Source organism: Limosilactobacillus caviae (assembly GCF_014635905.1).
Classification (GTDB): domain Bacteria; phylum Bacillota; class Bacilli; order Lactobacillales; family Lactobacillaceae; genus Limosilactobacillus; species Limosilactobacillus caviae.
Genome location: NZ_BMDS01000002.1, coordinates 306,872 through 331,875, shown reverse-complemented (window position 1 = coordinate 331,875; position 25,004 = coordinate 306,872). Strand labels below are relative to the sequence as shown.

At 37.8% G+C, this 25,004-nt stretch carries 24 protein-coding genes; 9 read left to right on the top strand and 15 right to left on the bottom strand.

The features are described 5' to 3' along the window. Window positions 1-4: 4 nt before the first annotated feature. From IEU90_RS04345 to IEU90_RS04320, 6 genes are all read right to left on the bottom strand, one after another. Window positions 5-1,426 (bottom strand): tagaturonate reductase, encoded by a 1,422-nt coding sequence (locus IEU90_RS04345; RefSeq protein WP_188357777.1) that lies wholly within the window; start codon window positions 1,424-1,426, stop codon window positions 5-7. A gap of 287 nt (window positions 1,427-1,713) precedes the next feature. Then, on the bottom strand, window positions 1,714-1,893 hold the full coding sequence (locus tag IEU90_RS04340; RefSeq protein WP_153709614.1) for a hypothetical protein: 180 nt from the start codon (window positions 1,891-1,893) through the stop codon (window positions 1,714-1,716). Window positions 1,894-2,194: 301 nt separating this feature from the next. Further along, window positions 2,195-3,406: a condensation domain-containing protein gene (locus tag IEU90_RS04335; protein WP_153709615.1), complete on the bottom strand. Its 1,212-nt coding sequence runs from the start codon at window positions 3,404-3,406 to the stop codon at window positions 2,195-2,197. A 69-nt stretch (window positions 3,407-3,475) separates the two neighbouring features. Then, the gene (gene uxaC / locus IEU90_RS04330; RefSeq protein ID WP_153709616.1) at window positions 3,476-4,945 is read right to left on the bottom strand and encodes a glucuronate isomerase; all 1,470 of its coding nucleotides are present in this window, start codon (window positions 4,943-4,945) and stop codon (window positions 3,476-3,478) included. A 45-nt stretch (window positions 4,946-4,990) separates the two neighbouring features. Then, on the bottom strand, window positions 4,991-6,469 hold the full coding sequence (locus IEU90_RS04325; protein WP_188357776.1) for a glycoside-pentoside-hexuronide (GPH):cation symporter: 1,479 nt from the start codon (window positions 6,467-6,469) through the stop codon (window positions 4,991-4,993). 224 nt (window positions 6,470-6,693) lie between these two features. Continuing rightward, a complete protein-coding gene (locus IEU90_RS04320) occupies window positions 6,694-7,704 on the bottom strand; it encodes a LacI family DNA-binding transcriptional regulator (RefSeq protein ID WP_188357775.1) in 1,011 nt (336 codons plus the stop codon). Between the two features lie 153 nt (window positions 7,705-7,857). Between IEU90_RS04320 and IEU90_RS04315 the strand changes: the two genes are divergently transcribed. The 3 genes from IEU90_RS04315 (at window position 7,858) to IEU90_RS04305 (ending at window position 10,527) form a co-directional block, all read left to right on the top strand. Beyond that, on the top strand, window positions 7,858-8,748 hold the full coding sequence (locus IEU90_RS04315) for an aldo/keto reductase (protein ID WP_153709619.1): 891 nt from the start codon (window positions 7,858-7,860) through the stop codon (window positions 8,746-8,748). 150 nt (window positions 8,749-8,898) lie between these two features. Further along, window positions 8,899-9,165 carry an ACT domain-containing protein gene (locus tag IEU90_RS04310; protein ID WP_153709620.1) on the top strand — a complete coding sequence of 89 codons (267 nt, stop codon included), beginning with the start codon at window positions 8,899-8,901 and terminating at the stop codon, window positions 9,163-9,165. An 18-nt stretch (window positions 9,166-9,183) separates the two neighbouring features. Beyond that, on the top strand, window positions 9,184-10,527 hold the full coding sequence (locus tag IEU90_RS04305; RefSeq protein WP_188357774.1) for a PFL family protein: 1,344 nt from the start codon (window positions 9,184-9,186) through the stop codon (window positions 10,525-10,527). 45 nt (window positions 10,528-10,572) lie between these two features. On the opposite strand, the gene IEU90_RS04300 is transcribed toward IEU90_RS04305, so the two are convergent. Beyond that, a complete protein-coding gene (locus IEU90_RS04300) occupies window positions 10,573-11,097 on the bottom strand; it encodes a GNAT family N-acetyltransferase (RefSeq protein ID WP_153709622.1) in 525 nt (174 codons plus the stop codon). Window positions 11,098-11,254: 157 nt separating this feature from the next. Between IEU90_RS04300 and IEU90_RS04295 the strand changes: the two genes are divergently transcribed. From IEU90_RS04295 to IEU90_RS04285, 3 genes are all read left to right on the top strand, one after another. Next, complete coding sequence (locus tag IEU90_RS04295; RefSeq protein WP_153709623.1) at window positions 11,255-12,103, top strand: alpha/beta hydrolase; 849 nt, start codon at window positions 11,255-11,257, stop codon at window positions 12,101-12,103. Window position 12,104: 1 nt separating this feature from the next. Further along, the gene (locus IEU90_RS04290) at window positions 12,105-12,749 is read left to right on the top strand and encodes an endonuclease III domain-containing protein (RefSeq protein ID WP_153709624.1); all 645 of its coding nucleotides are present in this window, start codon (window positions 12,105-12,107) and stop codon (window positions 12,747-12,749) included. A 150-nt stretch (window positions 12,750-12,899) separates the two neighbouring features. Further along, window positions 12,900-13,829 (top strand): hypothetical protein, encoded by a 930-nt coding sequence (locus tag IEU90_RS04285; protein ID WP_225431258.1) that lies wholly within the window; start codon window positions 12,900-12,902, stop codon window positions 13,827-13,829. 61 nt (window positions 13,830-13,890) lie between these two features. Here IEU90_RS04285 and IEU90_RS04280 read toward each other — a convergent pair whose 3' ends face one another. Further along, complete coding sequence (locus IEU90_RS04280) at window positions 13,891-14,709, bottom strand: glycosyltransferase family 8 protein (protein WP_153709626.1); 819 nt, start codon at window positions 14,707-14,709, stop codon at window positions 13,891-13,893. Window positions 14,710-14,852: 143 nt separating this feature from the next. Here IEU90_RS04280 and IEU90_RS04275 point away from each other — a divergent pair, with 143 nt between their 5' ends. Then, on the top strand, window positions 14,853-15,509 hold the full coding sequence (locus IEU90_RS04275; RefSeq protein WP_153709627.1) for an HD domain-containing protein: 657 nt from the start codon (window positions 14,853-14,855) through the stop codon (window positions 15,507-15,509). Window positions 15,510-15,601: 92 nt separating this feature from the next. On the opposite strand, the gene IEU90_RS04270 is transcribed toward IEU90_RS04275, so the two are convergent. Together IEU90_RS04270 and IEU90_RS04265 are read right to left on the bottom strand one after the other, a co-directional pair. After that, window positions 15,602-16,243, bottom strand: a complete 642-nt coding sequence (locus IEU90_RS04270) for a hypothetical protein (RefSeq protein ID WP_153709628.1) — start codon at window positions 16,241-16,243, stop codon at window positions 15,602-15,604. Further along, a complete protein-coding gene (locus IEU90_RS04265) occupies window positions 16,240-17,118 on the bottom strand; it encodes a DegV family protein (protein ID WP_153709629.1) in 879 nt (292 codons plus the stop codon). The genes IEU90_RS04270 and IEU90_RS04265 overlap by 4 nt, the downstream gene beginning before the upstream one ends. A 215-nt stretch (window positions 17,119-17,333) precedes the next feature. Between IEU90_RS04265 and IEU90_RS04260 the strand changes: the two genes are divergently transcribed. Beyond that, window positions 17,334-19,019: an NFACT RNA binding domain-containing protein gene (locus tag IEU90_RS04260; RefSeq protein ID WP_188357773.1), complete on the top strand. Its 1,686-nt coding sequence runs from the start codon at window positions 17,334-17,336 to the stop codon at window positions 19,017-19,019. A gap of 72 nt (window positions 19,020-19,091) precedes the next feature. On the opposite strand, the gene IEU90_RS04255 is transcribed toward IEU90_RS04260, so the two are convergent. From IEU90_RS04255 to IEU90_RS04235, 5 genes are all read right to left on the bottom strand, one after another. Continuing rightward, window positions 19,092-21,566: an ATP-binding protein gene (locus tag IEU90_RS04255; protein WP_188357772.1), complete on the bottom strand. Its 2,475-nt coding sequence runs from the start codon at window positions 21,564-21,566 to the stop codon at window positions 19,092-19,094. After that, window positions 21,566-22,648, bottom strand: coding sequence for a carbamoyl phosphate synthase small subunit (locus tag IEU90_RS04250; RefSeq protein ID WP_182598306.1), 1,083 nt, complete (start codon window positions 22,646-22,648; stop codon window positions 21,566-21,568). Before IEU90_RS04250 ends, IEU90_RS04255 begins: the two co-directional genes overlap by 1 nt. Window positions 22,649-22,726: 78 nt before the next feature. After that, window positions 22,727-23,638, bottom strand: a complete 912-nt coding sequence (locus IEU90_RS04245) for an RluA family pseudouridine synthase (RefSeq protein WP_153709631.1) — start codon at window positions 23,636-23,638, stop codon at window positions 22,727-22,729. A gap of 1 nt (window position 23,639) precedes the next feature. Further along, the gene (gene lspA / locus IEU90_RS04240; protein ID WP_153709632.1) at window positions 23,640-24,086 is read right to left on the bottom strand and encodes a signal peptidase II; all 447 of its coding nucleotides are present in this window, start codon (window positions 24,084-24,086) and stop codon (window positions 23,640-23,642) included. Further along, the gene (locus tag IEU90_RS04235) at window positions 24,087-24,479 is read right to left on the bottom strand and encodes an EbsA family protein (protein WP_153709633.1); all 393 of its coding nucleotides are present in this window, start codon (window positions 24,477-24,479) and stop codon (window positions 24,087-24,089) included. A 41-nt stretch (window positions 24,480-24,520) separates the two neighbouring features. Between IEU90_RS04235 and IEU90_RS04230 the strand changes: the two genes are divergently transcribed. Further along, window positions 24,521-24,916, top strand: a complete 396-nt coding sequence (locus IEU90_RS04230; protein WP_153709634.1) for a ribonuclease HI family protein — start codon at window positions 24,521-24,523, stop codon at window positions 24,914-24,916. Window positions 24,917-25,004: the final 88 nt, after the last annotated feature.

The following is a 25,004-nucleotide window of genomic DNA, read 5'->3' as shown; positions in this document are numbered from 1 at the left end:
AAACTTACTCCTCCACGTTAATTTCTTGAACGATCTCACGTGTTCCCTTTTTGCCAATTTCGTTATAATACTTGGTTACTAAGTCCTCGAGTCCGGGAATCTTAGTTAAATCTTCACCCCAGAAATCATGATTAGAAAGAGCCGCATGGATGTAATCATCTGTACCCTTAATCTTCGCAAAACCGTCAACAATATCAGCGGTGTCATTAATCTCAAATTCAGATTTGCCGTTATAGATCCAAAGATAAGCTGCTAGGGCAACGGTCATCCGTTTAGGAAGCTTGCCATATTTTTCATAATAGCGCTTGTAATTTGGTAATAACCGCGCACGGTACTTTGAAATACTATTGAGGGCCAAAGCGCTTAATTGGTGCTTAACATATGGGTTTTCAAACCGTTCTTGGATTCCCTTAGCGTAACTTTCCAATTCTTCTTTTGGTAGCGGCACAACAGGAATGATTTCTTTATGCATTTCATCATCAATAAACTTATAAAAGTCCTTATCAGCCATTACCTGGCCAACTGTTTGTAGACCGGCTAAACGGCCAATTGGCGACATCGTGGTATGCGGGCCATTAAGAATCGATACTTTCCGATTACGGTATGGCTGCATATCGTCAGTTACGACGAGGTTAATGCCGGCTTCTTTAAGCGGTAATACTTTTTCGATGTCCTTGTCGCCTTCAATTACAAAGATTAAGAATGGTTCTGTCTTTACCATGTTCTGGTCTTTATAGCCCCATTCCTGTTCAAGATCTGCTGCTCGATCACGTGGATAACCCGGTACAATCCGGTCAACTAATGTGGAATAGAATTTATTATCTTTGTTAATCCAGTCAACAAAGTCTTGTCCTAAATTCCAAAGATCCGCATATTGTAAAATGGTCTTCTTCAATGCATCACCATTATGATTGATTAATTCACACGGGATAATATGGAATCCCTTCTTACCAAGTTCAAATCGATGGTAAAGTAAAGCAGTTAGCTTAGCAGGATATGAACTCTTTTCACCATTTTTAATTTTCTCAAGAGTGTCATTTTTATCAAAAGCGATTCCTGCTTCAGTCGTGTTAGAGAAGATAACCTCAATATTGTCATCTTCAGCTAAAGCCATGTACTTATCATATTCAGTGTAAGGATTAACAGTTCCATTAACTGATTCAATAATTTCATGACTTTGGATTTTCTTGCCATCTAAAATTCCTTCAAGCAATACTGTATACAAGTCATCTTGTTCATCGAGATCTTTTACTCGACCTGTTGGCAATGGTTGAACAATTTGCACCCCGCCCTTAAATAGGCCTTGCTTATTCATTTGCTGAATTTGCCAATCAATGAATGCACGTAAGAAATTTCCTTCACCGAACTGAATAACCTTATTTGGATATTGTGGCAACTTACGAAAACTGTTATTTAGACTCTCCATCCTAAAAAACCTCCAAACCAAATTAACTACTGTGCGCCCGGTTTGATTTGCTAAATTTAGTCGCATCTGTGAGAGGATGATGTGCAATAACTTGCAAATTAAGCCGATATATTGAATACGTAGTCATATGTGCAACTACAGCAGTTGATGAATGCGCTATCAATCTATTTGTATTATAAAATGTTAACGTGAAAATTTCAATAGGATTAATTAGATTGTTTAGGATTGATCAAGTCATTTTAAAATTAAGAGACCAACACAAACTGCCGGTCTGCTAACGGTTTGCATTACTTATTCATTTGATAGTCAACTGTTTCCTTATTCTTTGTTACAATATTTGTCATCTGGTAGCTTAGATTATGACTATTCATATTTTGCTTGCTAGTATAAATCGAACTGGCACTAACACCGCCTGCTAAAAGAATACTAGCAATGATAACAACAATAATACTTTTAATTAGATTCATTAAAAGTCTCTCCTCTCACTCTTTTTAATCTCTATGTTCACGTGAACAAGAGATTAGCCAAACAGTATTTTACTACAACTTCACTGAGATGCAAGGAGAATAATTGAAAAGACCTTTTAACAGTCATACTGACAAATGTTTATAAAAGCAATCTGCCAGCTAACCAGAGTACCATCTTCTTCCATTTGTTGATAACTGATATATTAGTATATTAGAATTGTAATCGCTTTTAACTAATTAGTCAATATCGACTAACCTTGAAAATATAAAAAAACGGCCACTAAATAGCCGCTTTAAGTCACTAATTAAATCTTAAGAAATATTCACGCAATAAGTCGCACATGGTTAACACTACTGCTCTGCCCATTCGTTCTTCCGCATCATTACCGATCATTGCAAAAGATAAGTTAACCTGTCCGCAATAAGTGCTAATTGCCACTTGAAACATCGGGTATTTTCGATATGTTCCCAGCATTGAAAAATCTGTAATTGCACAATCAGTAAAAGCAAAGCGTTGTGGATCAATAATGCCAAAATTTGTATATGAAATATTGCGAACATGGTAATTATCCTCCACAATCTGCTGTAATTCAGCAAGCGGATACTGCTCATACTTATCAATTAATTCTTTAACTGACTGGAAGCATTGGAATTCCCGCTTGTTGGTTGCCATTGCTTGATGGACTGAATTAACGACCGTTTCAAATGGCTGTCGCAAATCTGATTTGATTGCGATATTATACCGCGAAGTATGATTAGCCATTCGTAGCTGTTCAGCCCCCAGAATAAATTGCCGCATATCTGTTGGACATGCTAAAGCTATTTCATCAGTGTCGGCATAACGCTGAACCGCCTGCCCAAACGCAGCCATAAAGAGGTCATTTAGGGTTACATGCTTATGATGAGCGGCTTGACACAATTGGTTTGTTTCGTCTTTGCTCAATCTAATAGTCAGCGTTCTCCGCCGTTTCCCTTGGTCATTAGCGAGCGCAGGCATTGTTAATGGCTTTGCAGGGTGATCTGCCTGCCGATTAGTCTTAACCGGATGTTCTTTAAGTAATTGTCGCAACCAATCAATATCCTGGTGGTTCACCTTGTTAATTTTTCCTGTATTATATGCCGATGCCAATAAATATAAAAACTGTTTGCCACCGGCCCCATCGGTCAAAATATGACTAAGGTAAATAGTAACATCATACCCATCTTCTGACTCATTTAAATAAATTCGCAATTGAGGATCCGCAAACAAATCCCAGCGTTCACTGTCAATATCGGGATCAAGTCCCATAAATAGAACCCCTTCCAAATCATCGGTTACTGGGATAAACGAATTATCTTCAAGCACATACTTTGAAAAAAGCTCTGGAACAACCTCATTGCATTGTATTATTGCTTTTTTAAACCGCCCCACATCAAATCGCTCATCAACCGAAAAGCTGATTCGGATAAGCGGATATAACTCTTTTAGTCCGATTGTGTGTAAGATATTTAATGGCTCTCCTGGATATTTCATTATCAGATTCCTCCTTTACTAAAAAGGAGTCATGACATCTCCGCCATCACTCCTCGTATTACTTAAATTTTAATATTGAAATGGATTTTCATGCTTAGTAAATAATTCATCAGGGGTAGCATCATTAAAGAAGCCAAAGTATTCATAAGCATTGTTGTAAGCAATATCTTGGACAATTTTACCAAGGTATTCTTTATCTTCAGGTGCCCGCCCTTGTTCAACCAAGCTACCAATAAAGTTACATAATACCCGCCGGAAGTACTCATGACGTGGATATGAAAGGAAACTCCGCGAATCGGTTAGCATTCCGACAAAGTTTGGCAAAAGGCTTTGTTGAGCAAAATCACGTAACTGCGTAGTCATTCCCTCAGCAGTATCATTGAACCACCAAGCAGCACCTAATTGCATCCGTTGCTTACCACCTTCAAGGAAGCAGCCCATTAGTGTAACTAGTTGCATCCAGTCATTTGGGTTTAATGAGTAGAAGATAGTCTTTGGGATATCATTTGTATCACGCATCTTAGTGTAAAGCTTTTGCATATGAGAAACAATATCGGGTTGAGTTCCCATTGCATCATAACCAGTGTCTTGACCAAGCTGTTCAAACATTGGGTGATTAAGGTCCCGAATTGAATTAATGTGGAATTGCATTGTCCAATTGTACTTGGTATTTAATTTCATCATTTCTTCAAGGAACATCGTAAGCCATTTATCATATTCAATCCCTGTTACTTCTTCATTTGCTTCCGCCTTCTTCATAATGGCATCAAGTTCATCATCAGTAGCTTCAGCATAATGGTAAGTAAGAAGTGAATGATCAGAGAGACGACCGCCCATATCATTGAAGTATTGGAAACGTTGATCCATTGCCTTGATTAAATCACGGAAAGAGTTAATTTCAACACCGGAAACTTTACCTAATTTCTTAAGGTATTCGGCAAATGTTGGTTTATTAATTTGAATTAGATTGTCAGGCCGCATTGCTGGTAATGTTCTAAAACCGTTTTCACGTTCATCTTTCTTCAATAGTTTATGATAATGAAGGTCTGATGCCGGATCATCGGTTGTGCAGACGGCCTTAACGTTGGAAAGCTTAATTAGGTTACGTGGCTTGAAGTCATCTGTTTGAAGGAGGGCATTAGCTTTCTTCCAAACTTCTGGCGCATTCTTTCGTGTCAAAGGTTTATCGATCCCGAAGAAACGCCGTAATTCAAGATGAGTCCATTCATAAACCGGATTACCAACGGCTTTTTCGATTGTCCCTGCCCATGCTAAGAACTTTTCATAATCATCAGCGTCTCCAGTAATTAGTTCTTCTGGCACGCCATTTGCCCGCATTAAGCGCCACTTGTAATGGTCGCCATAGTGGTCTTCATTGATCCACACCCTGGTAATGTTTGCATAATTTTTGTTTTCATAAATCTCTTCTGGGTTTAAATGACAGTGAAAGTCAATGATTGGCATATCTTTAGCATAGTCAAAGAATAACTTTTTACCCCATTCGTTAGTTAGTAAGAAATCTCTATCAAGTAATGTCATGATTATTCCTCCTATAATCCTTATCTTACATCAAAACCAATCAGTTTAGTCCTTAACGTCTTCATCACCAATGACACCATGCTCCCACTTACCATTATCAAGGTCAGTCGCAATTTGCTTAAATTTCTTATCACTAATCTTGTATAAGAAACCAATAATAATTGCAGCCATGATTAAGCAAAAGCCGGGATAAAGGGTCATTGCAGCTTTGATTCCTTGCAATGTACGGGCAGTCTGATGAGCATTAGCAACATAACCGGTAACTGCTAATACACCGGCACTAACCAAAGCAGCAATTGATTGCGCAATCTTTCGCGAGAAGTTAAAGGCAGCGTATGTAATACCTTCCTTCCGCATTCCAGTATGCCATTCACCGTAATCAATGGCGTTAGAAACCATAGCCCATGTAATCCCGTTTGGAATAGCTAAGGCAGTATAGCCAATTGTTACCAGCACAATAAAAGTAATTACATTGCTTGGTAAGAAGAAGTTTAAGATGTTAGCAATTGCACCAACAACAAACGACAACATTGCAGTTCGTTTTTGACCAAAACGTTTAGTCAACGCTGGAATCATGAATACCCCAACGATTGAGCAGCCCATCATTACAGCATTGATAACTGGCTGTAACCCAATGTTTCCTAAATTATATTGAGCATAAAAGACCATCATTTGATTATTCGTATTCATGGCTGAAATCGTGAACAATGTCATCAAAATTAACGCCCCAAGCGGTCCGTTAGTAAAGACAACCTTAATATAGTCTTTAAATCCTTCACGCTTGGCATTTTTATCACGGTGAACCTTAACATTTTCTTTTGTTCCAAAATAACAAACCGCAAACATAGCAACACCAATGACAGCAAACACAGCAGCAGCAAAGAAGTAACCATGAAGCTGATCTTTACTACTCATTCCACCACCGACAAGCTCCATTAGTGGAATAAACGCAACCCCAGCAATAAATTGGGCACCAACAGAACCAACTTGACGAGTAGTTGCCATAAAGCTTCGATCTTGCGGGTTTCGCGACATAACCGATGCTAGTGACCCATATGGATCGTTAGTAAATGAGTACACAACACCCCAAATCATATAAACAGCATAAGCGTAGATAATCTTTTGGGTTGTTGTTAACCCCATTGGCATCGTAAACGTGATAACTGTCATAATACCAAGAATAATTGCTGAAATCATCATCACTGGACGGAACTTTCCCCGTTTACCAATGTTTTTCCGTCCATCAACAAAGGAACCAGCAATTGGATCCATGAAGGCATCAAAAATCTTAGTAAAGGCGAAAATTCCTGCAACTGCACCAGCACCAATTCCAGCTGCATCAATCCAGAATTTTGTCAAGTAAGCTTGACCCAAATCAAACATAAAACCATTTCCAAAATCACCAAAACCATAAAAAATCTTCTGATGAGTAGGAATCTTTTTATTAAAGTTATCCGTTTTCGTTACCGTGGTATCTTTTGCTGATCCATTTCCAGTATTGTCTTTAACAGATGTGGTATCCAACGGTATGACCTCCCTTAATATCTAAAGAGCAAGAAAACGCACACGTGAACATTTATCTATAAAATTAAAAGTTGCTCTTTCACAACTTCTTAACAGTAACTACTGTGAATGATTGCAATCGCTAAGGATAGTTCTATCATTGCATTGATTGAAAGCGATTTCCTTAACAATTGTATAATACCACATATTTTTGAAAACGTTAACAATTTTTGTGAAAAAAATAACTAATTTATTTTTTTCACTGACTCCCGAACGACTAAAGAAGGTTTTATATTCATTGCCTGAATTGTTTCTGGACTTTCATTATTAATTAGGCTATTTAATGTTTTAATTCCATTGTTAGTAATTTCACGCACCGGCTTTCGAATGGTCGTTAGTCGCGGAATGCAGTAATTTGAATATGCACTATCATCAAATCCCATAAACGAAATTTGCTCTGGAATACTAAAGCCATAATCTTCGCAAGCGCGCATTGCCCCCATTGCCATATCATCATTTGACACAAACATACAAGTAGGAAGGTCACCAGAATTTAAGATTTTCTCCATTGCGTTATAGCCGGACTGCACACTGTAATCACCAGTTGCAACCCAGTTATCATTACGAGTAATATTGTGCTTTTGTAGTGTGTCTAGAAACCCCGCTAACCGATTTTGAGAAGATGTAAACTCCTCTTTACCGGAAATAATCCCTAGCTTTCGATGCCCCATTTGTAACAAATATTCAATTGCCGTAACAGTTCCTGAATAATCATCAGAGGCATAGTTAAAAAGATCATCACGATCAATTTTTCTATTCAAGACTACTACTGGTTTTCCCGTTTTTGCTAACTGGTCAATATACAAGTCATCACTCACAGATTGACTGACAACTAACGCTCCATCAAATCGTAAATTAATTGATTGATTTGCCTGACGCAATCCGGCAAAACTATCTACCGCTATCTCATACCCGGTTGGTAACATTTCTTTTATTTGATGGAGCATTTCCGACATGAAGCTAGGAGATGTCCCGCTATTTAGATCAGTGAAGTAAACGGCAATAATGAACGATCGATGCTCAACTAACGCCTTAGCATTTAGGTTAGGCGAATAATTTAGTCTTTCTGCAATGTCCCTAATTTCCTTTTTAGTTTTCTCTTTAACCAAAGGACTATCATTTAGGGCTCGTGATACGGTGGTGTGAGAAACATTTGCAATCTTTGCAATTGTCTTTATCGTAACTTTATCGTTCATAACATTCTCTCTCCAACTTTTATAATAAGTCAATTCTATATAACTTTGACTTATCATGTCAATTATTTAATACGCTTTAGTATACAAGTTATCTTATATAATGTTATGATTAATGTGTGCATAAAGTTTTCTTTAATAGTAAAGGTGATATAAATGAATCAAAATCTTCAATCTAAAATCGAATTAAATAACGGATTGCTTATACCGCAGCTTGGTCTGGGCGTTTGGAAGACATCACTGAATGAAACCCGCCAAACGGTAAAAGAAGCTATTGAAAACGACTATGTTCTAATCGATACTGCCAAACAATACGGCAATGAAGAAGCAGTTGGAAAAGGAATTCAGGACGGTTTAACTTCTACAGGTCGAAAAAGAGAAAGCATCTTTTTAACAACTAAAATTTTTAATGGCGATCAAGGCAATTATGATAAATTACGCAAAGCTTTTTCCGCACAACTACAGAAACTGCAGACTGATTATGTTGACCTACTCTTACTTCATTGGCCAGTAAACAATAAATATAATGAAAGCTGGCGCGCACTACAAGATATATATGCCGATGGTGAAGCAAAAGCAATTGGAGTATGTAATTTTAATGTCGAAAGAATGACAGACTTACTTGATCATGCCCAAATTTTGCCGGCTGTAAACCAAATTGAATTTAATCCTCTCATTCATCAACCAGAGATTGTTGATTTTTGTCATCAAAAGAATATCCAGCTTGAAGCTTGGTCGCCCCTTGGCAATGGACGACTGTTGGCAAATGATGTTATTGCTAAAATCGCTGAGCATCATCAGAAAACTCCGGCGCAGGTTATTCTTCGCTGGGAAATTCAGCAAAACTTTGTTGTCCTTACTAAGACGACTCATCCGCAACGAATGAAAGAGAATGCAGATATTTTCGACTTTACCCTATCACCACACGAGATTGAGCAAATTGACCAGCTAGATACGGAAAAACACTCTATCTGGTATGATAAGTTTAAATGGTCGGGTAATCCTGACGGTGTTGATGACTACATCGCTAAGCCAGGCGCGTTTTAGGATTGAATAATTTATTTTAGGAAGCAAGAAGCCGAGAAAAATGTTAATTTCCGGCTCCTTGTTTTTTATTAAGAATTCCAATAATCGTCTAGAAATGATCATATCATTATATTACAATTAAAATCATTAAAAGAAAGCGAGGATATTTTAATGAAAGCTGTAGTAACTGTATTAGGAGAAGACCAAGTTGGAATTATTGCCAAGGTTAGCGCCCTCCTTGCTGATAAGAAAATCAACATTTTAGACGTCTCGCAAACTATTATGGATGGAAACTTTGTTATGATGATGTCGGTAATGATTCCTAATAATCTTGATAGCCATCAATTGAACAACGATTTTACCGCGCTTGGGAAAGAGATTGGTGTTGAAATCAACTTACGAAATGCCAAAATTTACGATGCAATGCATAATCTTTAATTTAAGGAGCAAATTTTAATGAATTCACAGCAAATCTATGAAACCAGTCATATGATTTCAAATGAAAATCTCGATGTTCGGACAATTACAATGGGAATTTCATTACTTGACTGTATTGACAGCGATAGTGATATTGCTTGCCAAAAAATTTATGAGAAAATTACTGCCAAAGCAAAAGATTTAGTTAAGGTAGGCCATCAGATTGAAACCGAGTATGGAATTCCGATTGCTAATAAACGGGTAACTGTTACCCCTATCTCGCTAATTGCTGCCGCTTCTCATGATCATGATTATGTTAAGTATGCAAAAACGTTGGATAAGGCTGCTAAGGCCCTGGGAATTGACTTCATCGGTGGTTATAGCGCTCTTGTTCAAAAGGGCTATCAAAGTGGTGACCGTACCCTTATCTCTTCATTGCCAGAAGCACTAGCTGAAACAGATTTCGTCTGCGCATCTGTAAATGTCGGCTCTACTCGCAGCGGAATTAATATGGACGCGGTTGCGCAAATGGGTGAAGTAGTTGTTGCAGGATCCAAGCTTGATATGATGACTAATGCTAAATTAGTTATCTTCTGCAATGCTGTTGAAGACAACCCTTTCATGGCTGGTGGTTTCCACGGTGTCAGTGAACCTGATGTTGTAATTAATGTTGGTGTTTCCGGTCCGGGAGTTATCAAAACAGCCCTTGAAAAAGTAAAGGGTGCCTCGATGGATGTCGTCGCAGAAACAATTAAGAAAACAGCATTTAAGGTTACAAGAATGGGTCAATTAGTAGGGACTGTTGCTGCCGAAAAATTAGGAGTTCAATTTGGAATTGTTGATCTTTCGTTGGCACCAACTGCTGCAGCGGGCGATTCAGTTGCTGAAGTTTTAGAAGAAATTGGTGTTGCTCAGGTCGGGACACATGGTACAACTGCCGCACTAGCAATGTTAAACGATGCCGTTAAAAAAGGCGGAATTATGGCATGTAGTCACGTCGGCGGATTGTCGGGAGCATTTATCCCCATCTCTGAAGACGCAGGAATGATTAAGGCTGTTAATGCCGGAACTCTAAACATCTCAAAATTAGAGGCAATGACTGCGGTTTGTTCAGTTGGTCTTGACATGATTGCAATTCCTGGTGATACACCAAAAGAAACTATCAGTGCAATGATTGCTGATGAAGCCGCCATTGGAATGATTAATAACAAAACAACTGCAGTACGTGTTATTCCAGCCCCTGGCAAGAAGGTAGGCGATACTGTTGAGTTTGGCGGGCTATTAGGCCATGCCCCCCTGATGGCTGTTAATAAAGCAGCAAGCACTGCTATGATTAACCGTGGCGGTTTAATCCCTGCCCCAGTTCATAGTTTTAAAAATTAAAAAAAGCGAGAGGTTAAGAAATAATTCCTAATCCCTCGCTTTTTATTAGTTACCTGTTAATAAAGCGTAAACGTATGAATTTTCTTCAGGTCTGTAAACACCATGAAGCTCCCCGACTTTAGTAAAGCCGTTCTTAGCAATCAAATGTTGCATAATTTTATTATCAACATGCGTATCAATCCGAATTGTCTTAATTTCTTTTCGATTGTTCTTAATATAGTCGATTACACTGGTAAACAACTGAGAAGCATATCCTTTACCGGCATGGTTTGAGTGAATTGCTACTCGGTGAATAACAACATATTTATCAGTATCAATTAACCAGTCACCATGAAGTTCGTCATATGAGTGATCCGGTGCTTCAACAATTGATAGTGCCCCAACAGTCTCATCATCGTCAGATTGAACAAGGTACGCAAAACCTTTTTCAATATCTTCTTTAATATGTTCTTCGTTCGGGTAATCACCCTGCCATTGATCGATTCCTTGCTCAGCTAATTGGTTACGACCATCTCGCAGAATTTCCATAATTTGATTTAAATCATCCATTTTAGCTTGTTTGATTTCCATCGTATTACCTTCCCTTCTCATTCCATAATTAATGTGTTATTCGTTTGACAACCATAATACTGTAACATATTTTATATTTTAAATACAAGCATTACCTCTTAAAAGTTAGTCCTTCAATATGCTATGATATCACTAAATAGTAAAAGAAGGCTTTTTTATGACTAAACTAAAAAAATTTAACCTACTATCACTAATTACCCTCCTGGTGGCGACCATGTGCTTTAGTCTGATAGGAACAGGTGTCCATGCTGATATCTCTAACAAATATGTCCATTCCACTACACCCACCCTTTTCTTTCATGGGTACGGAAGTGGTGCCCACGCTGAAGAATACATGGTCAATGAGTTTGTGAAAGCCGGTGTCTCAAAAACTGTTATTACAGCCGATGTAGCAAGTAATGGAACTGTTACGCTTAAGGGAAATATTGCCCATAACGCAATTAATCCTTTAGTAATGGTTAATTTTGATAATAGTCGAACAACAGATTACGCACTCCAGGGACAATGGGTTAAAAATGTCCTTGAAGAATTGCAATCACAATACCATTTTAAAAAAGTAAATATTGAAGCTCATTCAATGGGAAATATGGCTGTTATGTATTACCTGCTTGCTAATGCCGGCAATCGTAATCTGCCGCAAATCCAAAAACAAGTAGCGATGGCTGGAACATTCGACGGCGCAATTGGTTGGAATGAACCAGCTAACCTGACAACTAACAGAAAGACCGGGAAGCCATCTTCAATGAACGATACTTATCAAAAACTGCTACCTCTCCGTCACCGTTACCCAACTCAAATCAGACTCTTAAATATATACGGAGACTTAAAGGATGGCAATGATAGTCAAGTATCAAATGCTTCTTGCCAATCACTTAAATACCTCATTAATAACCGCACCCGTTCTTATCGTGAAATTAAAATTACCGGACCAGATGCTAAACATGAACTGCTTCACCATAGTCCACAAGTCAATAAGATCTTAATTAAATTTTTCTGGGGAAAGTAAAATGAAACTAACTGTTCAAGAACTTTATTGGAAAATGCGTCAAAATATGGGACCTTCTGGGTGGTGGCCTGCTGATTCCAAAGAAGAAATTATTATCGGTGCAATCCTGATTCAGAATACAAACTGGCGAAATGCTGATCGCGCACGGTTATTGTTTAAGAAACAAACCGATTTTATCCCTTCTTTAATCCTTGCAATGACAACCGAAGAATTACAGAACGCTGTTCGCCCAGCCGGCTTTTTCCGTAATAAGAGCAAAGCCATTTATAATATTTTTTCATGGCTTAATAAATATAATTTTGATTATTCTGCCATAAAGAATACCTTTGGCGCTGATTTGCGTCACCACCTGCTCCAATTACACGGGGTCGGTGAAGAAACGGCGGATGTGTTGCTAACTTATGTCTTTGAAGTTCCAACTTTTATCAGTGATAAGTATGCCCGCACCCTTTTTACCCTTCTTGGGATTCAAAACTTAACCGATTATCGCAGTCTTGCTAAACTGTATCAGTTAAATAATGATTTTACAGTTGAAATGGCAAAAGACTTTCACGGATTAATTGATGAATTTGGCAAAGTTTACTTTCATCCCCTCACTAAATTTAACGAAAGCTTTTTAGCCCATGATGAGCTGCTTTTGAAGTAGCCTATTAATCGACTGCCCAGCAATATGCTATAATAAGCCGATTAATAAATTTAGAAGAGGATTACTATCATTAAACCATTTAAATATTTAAAAATAATCTCCCTCATAATAATTATCAAATTGTTGACAATCCAATCAGCTTTCGCATCAATGGGCTCGACTGGCGGTGGTGGTCATCACCATACTTCTACTGGGGGCGGAACAGGAAGAAGCTATTCTGGTAGTTCATCTAATGGCGCAAACAGCATTATTCTCCTTATTTTTCTAGTTGGTGTCATTATTTACCTTTATTCATTCGTAAAAAGGTTAATTATTAGCGTTCGCGAAACTAGCGATACCCATAAAGTTGTCGGGTTAGCTAAATGGATGCTAATGCCTAATATGACCATTTCCCAATTTAAGAATAGGTTGGAAGAACATCAAATTAGCTTAGGACATACCCACCAGTTAGACGATGAATTAGTTCAAACTTTAATTGATACTTATGCTAAAGCTCAGTTTACCTACGGACAATCAATTCGTCGTTGCTTTACCGGTAATCGTGATTATCTAAATATTTTAAAGCAACAGTTAGGGTACACTTTTCTTAAGACAATGCAGGTTGAAATTAAAAATAAGGCTGCGGAAGGTATTATCGACGATGTAATGGTAAATCGTGGTAAAATGTTAGCTGCTAAACAAGTATCAGCTAACGTTATAATTGCAAAATTACAAGCATTTGGCTTAGACAATGAAGTTAATGTTTTATCACAATTCAACTCCTCATTTAAGCGTCAGCAATGGACCGATTATGTTGTCTTTGGACGAGAAACCGAAAACGCTGAATGGAAGATCTACAATATTGTTTATGGCGCTCACTTCCACCTCAACGGAAAAGACTATAATAAGCAGGCTAGCCTAGATAAAGCAAAAATTACTGAACAGCACTTAGAAGTTTCTCCTGAATTGGTCAAGCAGGCAAAGGCCTATAAACAGCGAATCACATGGCAGAAAAGGTGTTTAATACTCATCCCCTTAACATTGATTATACTAGCGCTCCTTTACTGGATTACTGTGCCAGCTGCCGTTATCCTTTACTAACTCGTCTTTAATCAGTAAAAGCATCGTGTTATGAAACCCATTCATTAGCACGATGCTTTTATTAGTTATTCAAGATTCGGTTGGTCATTTGAAAGTAGTTTTTGTAAAGCGCCGTATATCGTCCTGTATTTTTATCGGCTAACCATGGCTTATCATGACCACAATAATGTAAGATAACCGTATTTTTTAACACCCAATCAGTCGTCCATTCCCCAAATGAGATTGTTTCATAAATCGTTCCTTTCCGTGTATCAAAATTGTATAACTGGTCTGGAACCGATTTGATATCGCGTCCATAGAGAGCATTGAGAACGTCTTGATCTGGTAATAAAAGCATGTGGCTTCGGATATACTCAAAAATATCCTTTGCTTGTACTTTTTTACGGATATTATCCAAGTTCATCAATAATACTCCCGAATTGTAATAGCCGTCTGCATCAAAATTTTGCAGTCTAATCTTATTAATCACATCGGTTGTATTAGTAAGATTAGTATGAATTGCAGAAGCATATAGGTAGTCATCTAATGGAATATTATAAAGACTTGTCAGATCATTTACACATAAAACATCGGCATCGAGGTATAAAACCTTATGTAAGTTTGTCGGCAGCAGCTCATGTGCAAGCAGACGATAATAAATGGTTGTTGGGTAACGATCAGTGACCGGTGCCTTGCTAAACAAATCATCATCTACTGTTACTGGGTGATAGTGCATATTGAATCTACTACAAATTTGCTCTAACTCCGCAGTTCGTTGTAGTCTTTCTTTTTGCAATACATAAACATTAAACTCCTGCTGTTTAGTATTAAGCTTGATTGAAAGCAGGACAGTCGCCAATTGCGTAACAAATTTATCGTTAATTGAAAATAATAAGTTCATTATTGATTCCCCTTCATATATTATTTTACAAGAGGTTTTCAGGAGATGCGATGCCCTATTTTTGACTATGGGCTTTTTTAGAATTGGCACCTCTTTGATTAGGTATTAAAATAAAATAAGTAAAAGATAAAAGAGGTAACAAAATGAATCAAACAGAACAATTAGCAGCGGTCAAAGCATATACGATTAGCAAGCTCGGTCAGGATAGCACTGGTCACGGGATGGATCACATCAACCGAGTCGTTAGAATGAGCAAACGACTAGCAAATGGTGAGAATGTGGACCCGTTTTTACCAATTGTTGCTGCATACCTGCATGACACGATCGATGAAAAGCTAGTCAAAAATATCAATGCCGCCAAAGAAGAATTAATTACGTATCTCAACCAAAATGAGTTTTCTTCTGACCAAGTTCAGCAAATAATGGATGTAATTGATAATATCTCCTTTGCCCATACCCTCGATGGTGAACAAATTAATCTATCAATTGTAGGTCAAATTGTTCGTGATGCTGACTGGTTAGATGCAATCGGCGCAATCGGGATCACAAGAGCAATCTACTATGGCGGTGGTCATCACGAAAAAATATATGATCCAGCAATTAAGCCACGGTATAACATGTCTCGTGAAGAATACCGCAACCTTGCTAATGAAACAATTATTAACCATTTTGATGAAAAGCTACTACATCTAAAAGATATGATGAATACGGCTACTGCTAAAAAAATAGCAGCCCATCGGCAACAAGTAATGCTTGATTATCTTGCTGAATTTCATGCCGAATGGAATGCTAAAAAATAGTAAATATGATAAACGACCAAAATCCGCTAATGAAGCTAATCTTGGTCGTTTATTTTTAGTGTTTTTAGAATTCGGATTAGTTCCTGAAACCTTTATTTTTTATCATCTTTATTTTTAGAATTTCTCAAATCAACAATTATCGATCCTTGGTGCTTGGTATCCGCAGAATTACTAGAATCATCATGGTGGTTATCAATATGTAAAGCTTTTCGAGCAACCCAGCGAAAGATTAAAGAAATTGGTGCAACCAAAAAGCCATATAATAATCCTGTAAGCAACGCATTTGGAATGATTAGCTGCACGAATGTTAAACCACCTGTTGGGCTGCCGGTAAGCACTAATCCAATTAAGCCATAGAAAGCTGAAATAAAAAATAATTGTACTAATCCGGTAAAAATTGCCAACCATAATAATTGCTGATGGTTAAGATCAATATTTAGTGGAACCTGCTTTTTTAAAATCAATCCAACAACGATTAAAACAATAATAAAATCAACTAAGATAACCCAGTCAGCGGTTCCCAAAACGAACATAATAATTGTACTAATAATAGTAACAATAAACGAGATGTTAATTCCTAATGCAACTGCCGTACCAACTGCGATTACCCCAGCTAATGGCATAAATGCCTCGCCCGTTGGCAGGACAGTTTGGAATCCGGTAAATGAAACTAACAGCATTAAAATACCAGCAGCAATTGCCAATAATGTTTTGATTAAGGTCTGTTTTTTCATGCTAAAGGCTTCTTTGTTGTATCTTGCATCCACGCCAATGCTAAAGCTCCCTTACCTAGGTGCGCTCCAATAACCGGACCAAAGTAGCTTAATTCAAAAGAAATATCTGGATGGTCTTCTTGAAGCTTATCAAGCCATTTTTGCCCTTCTTCAGGAACATCAGCATGAATGACCATTGCGCGAACCGGGTAGTCAAGTTTAGCAATATCTTCATCAAAGATTTGCTCACAACGCAGCTTAGCTTTCTTCATTGAACGAACTTTTTCGAATGCTTCAATTGCATGTGTTGGCGTATGCATTGTTAATAATGGCTTGATTTTTAAAATTGAACCAACAAATGCAGAAGCGTTAGACAGGCGACCACCACGAACCAAGTTTTGTAAATCATCAACTACAAAAACATTATTGAAAGTATCGCGATATTCTTTTACTTTCTTAACGATATCGTCTAAATCATCGCCCTCATTGGCTAATTTTGCTGCTTCTAAAGCTAAATAACCCATCATCTTAACGGTTAGGTGCGAATCAATCGGAACAATCTTAATAATATCTTTCATTTGTTCAGCGAGCTGCTCAACGGTATCTAAATAACCTGTAATTGCCCGCGTTAAATGAATACTAATCACAGCTTCATATCCATCATCAGCCAAGCCCTGATAAACTTCCATCAACTGACCAATTGGTGTCTGCGATGTACTAGGAAAAGAACTTGAATTTGCCATCTTTTCATAAAAATCACTGGTGGAAATATCAACACCTTCACGGTATGTTTGACCATCCAATGTTACTGGGATTGGGACAACATGAATATTATTAGCCGCCGCCTCTTCTGGAGAAAGGTAGGCAGTGCTGTCAGTAACAACAGCAATTTTCATCTTATCAACTCCATGTTCTAAAAATTGTATAATTTAAAATAATTGCGTTTTTACGCGGATTTTACCCACATAATACAAAAAGCATACCACATTGACGCTTCTAAACCAACTAAAAAAATGTCCACTAAAGTAACATTACTTTTCATTAATGATTCAAAACTGTATAATTAATAGTGCTATTTTCGTTTTAACAATTAATATAGGAGGTTTAACTAATGTCTTTTGATGGTTTTTTTACTCACGCAATCGTCCATGAGTTAGATCAAAAATTAACCACTGGTCGGGTAGCCAAAGTTAGTCAACCTTACCCTGCCGAATTAATTATCACCATTCGCGCTCATCGGCATAATTACCCGTTACTTATTTCCGCTAATCCAACTTACCCACGAATTCAAATCACAGACATTCCATATAAGAATCCAGCTGTGCCAACTAATTTTACCATGACAATGCGGAAGTACCTTGAAGGAGCAATTATTAACAAGATTGAGCAAGTTGACAACGATCGAATTATCAAGATTACGTTTGATACCAGAGATGAACTGGGCGATAGTCAGCAATTAGTTCTAATTAGCGAAATAATGGCTCGCCATAGTAATATCTCACTAGTTAATCGTAAAACAAGTAAAATCATCGACACAATCAAGCATGTCGGCTCAGATCAAAATCGTGTCCGTCTCTTACTACCAGGTGCTACATTTGTGATGCCTCCTAAACAAGATAAAGTAAATCCTTACCTTCCAAATCAAATTTACTCTGACCTTGTAAAACAGACTTCTGATTTAACAGAATTAGGTCATCAACTACAGCAACATTATCAGGGATTAGGCAAGGATTCAGCCAGAGAGTTTGCAGCTGAACTATTACAAAGCGATAACTTACCAACTGCTTACCAGCAATTTCTTAATCATTTTGAAAATCCCGATCCGGTTATTATTACAATGGCTAATGGAAAAACGCAATTTGCTGCTTTCCCTCCCGTCGATACCCCTGAAGAACAGTTGCAGCACTTTAATTCGATATCAGCTCTTCTTGACGCCTTTTATGCTAACAAAGCAGAACAGGACCGGTCAAAAGAATTAGCAGGTCAAGTATTAAAAGTGTTGAAAAACGAACTTAAAAAAGACCGACGAAAAGTTAAAAAACTCCAACAACAGTTACAAGATGCCGCTACTGCAGACCAATACCGTATTTGTGGTGAAATCCTTACTACTTATCTTAGTAAATTAACCCCTGGAATGAAAGAAATCGAACTTCCAAATTTTTATGATGAAAACAAACCAATAAAAATTAAGCTTTCTCCCAAGCTATCCCCATCTCGTAATGCGCAAAAATACTTTACTAAGTACAATAAACTAAAAACATCTGTTGACTATGTTAATGAGCAGCTTAAAATAACAGAAGATGAAATTCGATATTTTGAAAGTATTGAAAATCAGATTAAGCTTGCGGCCCCCGATGATATTCAAGAAATAAAACTTGAGTTACAAGAACAGGGCTACATTAAGAAAAAAAAGCATGGTAAAAAACAGCGAAAAGTTAAAGTAAGCGCTCCTGAAGAATTTCATACCAGTGATGGTACGGCAGTCTTAGTCGGTAAAAATAATCTTCAAAATGACCGGCTAAGCTTTAAGATTGCTAACAAAAATGAAATTTGGCTTCATGTTAAAGATATTCCCGGTTCCCACGTTGTCGTTCGTTCAACTAATCCAAGCGAGGAAACGATCCTTGAGGCTGCCCAATTAGCCGCATACTTTTCAAAAGGTCGTGACTCCGACAATGTGCCCGTTGATTATCTTCCAGCAAAACGCCTTCATAAGCCAAATGGTGCTAAACCCGGTTTCGTCACATTCACAGGGCAAAAGACCTTGTACGTGACCCCGCATAAATTAGGGAAATAAGACAAAAGTTTATACCACGCCACATAAAAGAACCTCCAGTCTTCCATAGATTAAAGACTGAAGGTTTTTTCATTATTCATCTAGAAACTGCATTTGCGCACCAATTACCCGATTGCGAGCAGGAATTCCTCCTTTTACTCGAAGGGCCTTAAAGGGAAAAGTTGCCCGATAAGTAACAATCCCTGGCACTGCTTTAGTTTCTAGCAAAGTATCTAAATTATTTGTATATAATTGGGCGAAAATCCCAGGTAAATTCAACCGTAACGCTTTAGAGAGAAAAGCTACTTCAGGCAATGACAATGGTTGAACTTTTAATAATTCAAATTTATCATTCGTCTGTTCAAAGATTACCTGATATAACCCTGGTTTCTCCATTTGTAATACTGCCGCATTAGCCTGATCATTGAGTTTTTGGTAAGTTGGCGAAACAAGATCAGCAGGATAACGAAGGGCTGTTGATTGGTAGTTTAATGCAATTGGCGAGAAAAGCTCTGTCGTTGCTCCAAGTGGATATGCGTAGTTACCATCATAAACATAGTTAAATCCGTAACGCTGCTTATCACTCCCCGCTGCATTAGATGGTAATTCATCTGGAATAATAACCATTTTTACATCTAAATCATATTTTTGAAGAGAATTTAACAATTTGCCATAACTGGCGGGAATAAATAAATATTGAGGTTGTTCTATCCGTAAAATTTGTAAAATATTCTCAATAGTGGCAGGTTCAATATAGCGTTTTTTTGCCAATTCCGGGCTAAGGGTTACTGAACTAGGATTGGAATTAATAACAACATTATTAAAGCCTTCATTTTGCAATTCTTGTAATAACATAGCTACAAAGTAATCACTAGAATTGCTTAGACCTAATCGTAATCCCCCTGTTCCAACAACAAGTGCACTTGGTTGGGGAGTTCGTTCAATCTCATTTTCTTCCTCATAAGCAGAATAGAAACTATTAGTATGCTGATCAAATTCCCCCGCAGATGGTTCAATTTCTTTATATTTTGTCATTAATTGATGATCTAGGCTCATTTGATAAATCTGCTCAGGAGTAGTTTCCCATAACCTGGCAATGAGCTGGTTACTCAGTCCATAGCTTTTAGCCTTTTGTAAGAATGGTTCTTTATTAGGATGGCTAGCAATTTCCTGAATTAATGAGCGCATCTTATCAATTTGATCAAAATAAAAGGGATCAATCTTTGTCATCTCTGATAGCTCACTAATTGAGTATCCGCGTTGCATTGCTTCGATTAATACAAAGAGCCGGCCAGCTTCTGGATGAACAATTTTTGCAACTAACTGATCATCTGTCAATTGTTTTTGAGCTGCCAAATGGAAATCAGCAGGTTCGTTATAACGTGATTCAATCGCCTTAAAAAGTGCTTCAATTGTACTTCGCCCAACACCAAACACTGTCCCAACTGAACGCTTTTCTGTCCCCAGCAATCGGCTTGCTTTAGGTAATTCACTAAACCCCCAAACCGGAACACGGGCAGCAATATGATCCATTGTTGGCTCAACCAATGCTGCATGATGAATATAATTCTCGCCTAAATCAATATCGCGAAGGCGCTTACCTGCATATAATTGTGCTGTTACCTGTGCAATTGGATAACCCGTTGATTGTGAAGCAAAAGCAGTGATGCGATCAAAATACGGACTGCTTTTAATGACATAAAAGCGGTCACTATTGGTATCAAGTGCAAACTGAATGTGATTTGTCCCTACAATCCGCAGCTTGCGGGTAATAGCAAATGCAGTATCACGGATGTCTTGGATTTGACGGTCCAGAAGTGTTTGAACTGGATTAAAAGCAATTGAATCACCAGCATGGATACCAATCGGGTCCATATCCTCAATCATCGATAGCATCATCATTGTCCCCGAGCTATCCCGCTGAACGACAACTTCAATTTCCTTATATCCAGCTAAACTTTGCTGAACAACAACCTGCTCAGCCCTTGATTGACTTAAACATTGTTTTACCGCATCAGCTAATTCACTACGGTCATGAACAATTTTCCGGGTGCTGCTGCTTTTCGGCAATACCGACCGAATAATGACCGGATAGCCTAATTTAGTAGCTTCATCAAGCGCTTCTTGATAGTTGTTAACAGTAATAATCTTTTTGACCGGTGCTTCCATTTGACGAAGGGTCCGTTCAAGAAGAACCGCACTATTAACCTGGCGAACGGTGGCTTCAGGAACACCCAATAGTTGAATGTTTTCTTTTCTAATAATTCCTTTTTCTAACAGTTCCTGTGTAAGCTCAAATGCTTGTCGATTCCCTAAAGTAGGTAAAATTGCATCAGGGTGGAACTTATTAATGATATCTACAAGACTCTCAACCTTTAACGGCACAATGCATCCATGATCCACTTTTTCTAAACTTACTGAAAACGGGTTATCATCAACGAGAATTGTTTTAATCTTCATTTGTTTAAAGACTTGTGAGACTTGATAGATAGCCGAATCAAGCTCATCCCCGTGCTGAACATCATTTGCTCCAGCCCCAATAATTAATACAGACTTTAAATTTTGCACTAGTGACGAGCCTCCCTTCTATTCATCGTATCGACAAATTCGTCAAATAAACCATCTGTTTCATCCGGTCCCGGCGCACCATCAGGGAAAAATTGAACAGAAAATGCGGGATAGCGACGATGACGAAGCCCTTGAACACTATCATCAATCATATCAACATACGTAATGAATAGCTGAGAACGGTCAACAGAATTCCGAGCGATAGTATAACCCTCTGCCTGAGTAGCATATACAACATGATCAGTAATAATTTCATGAATAGGATGGTTCATTCCATGATGTTCTACGGGAATTTGTTGCACATTTGCACCGTTAGCAATCCCAAATAGTTCGTGCCCTAATCCAATTGCAAACAAAGGTACTTTGGTTTGGACTGTCTGAATCATTTCCAAGACAGATTTTCGTACATTCTGAGGATTACCTGGCCCACTGGATAGGACCACCCCATCTGGATCTAAACGTAAAATTTCTTCGGCAGTAGCGGTATAAGGTAATACGGTAATGTTACATTTACGGCGACTTAATTCACGAAGGATTCCATGCTTCAATCCAAAATCAATTACAACAACACTTAACCCCGTTCCTGGATTAGGATATGGCTTAGGGGTTGATACTTGAGCAACTTGTTGATTAGTTAGTACGGTTGCATGTAGCTGGTCAAATGCATGATCATCAGGAACAGGTACAATGCTCCCTTTCAAAGGTCTTCCAGCCTTTCGCAATTTATGAACGACCGCCCGGGTATCAATATTAGTAATTCCCGGAATATTCATTTGCTGAAGATATTTATCCAAAGTTAATTGACGATCGTTGTCATTAGCCGCATCTGATATAGAGCGAATAATAATTCCTTTAATCGTGGGAACAATAGATTCATAAATGTTTCGCTGAATTCCATAGCTACCGATATTAGGCTGGGTGAAAACGACAATTTGATTATTATAAACTTGATTAGTAATAATCTCTTGATAGCCAGTCATGCTAGTGTTAAACACAACTTCACCAAAAGTAACCGCAGGAGATCCAAAGCCTTCTCCTGCAAAAATTGAACCATCTTCAAATATTAGGTATCGTGCTGCCACTGTACCACTCTCCTAAACAACTTTGTTACTATTTGAACAATATTATTATGAACGTTATTCCTGACAAAAACAAGAAATTTATTGGTCTGTCTTACGCAAATGTTCAAGCATTGCTGTAAAGTACGATGGCAATGGTGCAGTAAAAACCATTTCTTTTCCCGTTCGCGGGTGCTTAAATCCAAGTAAACGAGCATGGAGATACTGACCATTACCTGGCAAGGTTTTCCGTGGTCCATACAAAGGATCGCCAGCCAATGGGTGACCAATATATTTCATGTGTACCCTAATCTGATGCGTTCGGCCTGTCTCTAATCGACAAGCTACAAGTGTATAATTTTTAAATCGTTCTAATACTTTAAAATGGGTAATAGCATGTCGCCCATCTAAAACAACAGCCTGCTTTTTACGGTCTTTTAAGGATCGACCTAACGGAGCATCAATTGTTCCCTTATCTTCTTTAATTACGCCATGAACTAACGCAACATATTCACGTTTATTTGTTTTAGCCTTTAATTGTGCTGTTAATGACCGATGTGCCATATCATTTTTAGCAACCATTAACAGGCCCGAAGTATCCTTATCAATTCGATGAACAATTCCTGGGCGAAATTCACCATTAATTGTTGATAGCGGTGAATGAAATAATAAGGCATTAACTAAGGTGTGATCTGGATGTCCAGGTGCAGGATGGACAACCATTCCCTGAGGTTTGTTAACAACAATTACATCATCATCTTCATATACAATGTCAAGCGGAATATTTTCCGGAGCAAGGTCAATCTTCTGCGGTTCTTCTGGGATTATTTTTACCTGATCACCAACTAATAATTTATATTTAGGTTTTACTTGCTTACCATTAACTAATACATGACCATCTTCTATCCAGTGTTGAAGCTGTGACCGTGAAAATTGATCAAAATGATGCCCCAACTCTTTATCAATACGACCAGTCATTTTGTCATCAATCACTAATTCTAGTTGTTCTGACATTTCAGTCCTTCTCCCTCAAAATACAAATTATCAGCCAAATAACTCCAAGTGTTAGGCACATATCCGCAATATTAAAAATAGGAAAATTAATAAAAATTGTCTCAAACATGTCAACTACGTACCCATGTACAAGACGATCGATAAAGTTACCAATCGTTCCCGCCATGATTAAAGCCAAACCTGTTAGCATCGCACCATTTTTTCGATACTTCCAAATAAAATAGCTAATAACAATAATTGCTACAATCGTGACAATCGTAAAGAAAACCTGCTGTCCTTCAAACAGGCTCCAAGCTGCACCGGTATTTCGTAAATTAGTTAGTTCAACAATACCCGGAATTAATGTTTTACTTCCTCCTAAGGCAATGGAAGAGGCAACCCAATATTTTAATAATTGATCACAAATTGTTAAAATTATAATAATTCCAATAGTTAGACAAAGTAACAATTACTGTTCCCCCTGTTGTTTGAGTGCTAATTTTAACCGCGCAACTGCTTTAGAAGTGAACGTAAAGTTAAGCACCTCACCATTAACTGTCATTGTGACCGTATGCTTTGTAAATTGTGGCTGACGGATATCAGCAATCGGAATAATAAGATAGTCTTTTTGCAGCAAGCGATTAAATATCATCTTGGTTGGCGTTATCACAACTGTTCGCCGGCGCCATTCTAAAATTGCTAAAACTGCAAAAATTGCAAAAAGAAGAGCACTTAGCCATTGGAAGTGAGTAATTTCAAGCCAAACCACTAATCCGGCAATAAAAAAGAGAAAAGTCCAACACCAACAAATAATTGTACCTGTAAGATCTGGTTGGTAAAAATAGCGAGTTTCTTCTTCCATAATATTTAAAAGACATTCCTTTCAGAAAAGAGGCATTTTTTATGATTAAAATTTATACAGACGCTGCTACCAAGGGTAATCCCGGTCCTACTGGATTAGGAGTTGTAATTATTGCTAATCATGAGCAAATACAGCTCGCAGCTCCGGCAGAATTACAAATGATGGATAACCACCATGGCGAATTTGCTGCAGCGCAATTTGGATTTAAATATCTAAGTGATCATTTTAGTAAAAATGAAACAGTTTTATTTTATACTGATAGTCGGATTTTAAGCGATGCAATCGGCAAAAATTATACAAAACATTACCAAAATGAATTAAATAAGCTTAATGACCTGTTGCAAAACTTTACAACAGTTGTTACTCAATGGATTCCAGAGCAGCAAAATCACGGTGCTCATAATCTTGCCAATCAAGCACTCCGTAAAATAAAATAGCCTTTTTTGATATAGAAAATACAGTCTTAATTATATCATTCACATAACTGATGGGCTACTGATGATTAATATAGCTTCAAGAGCAGTT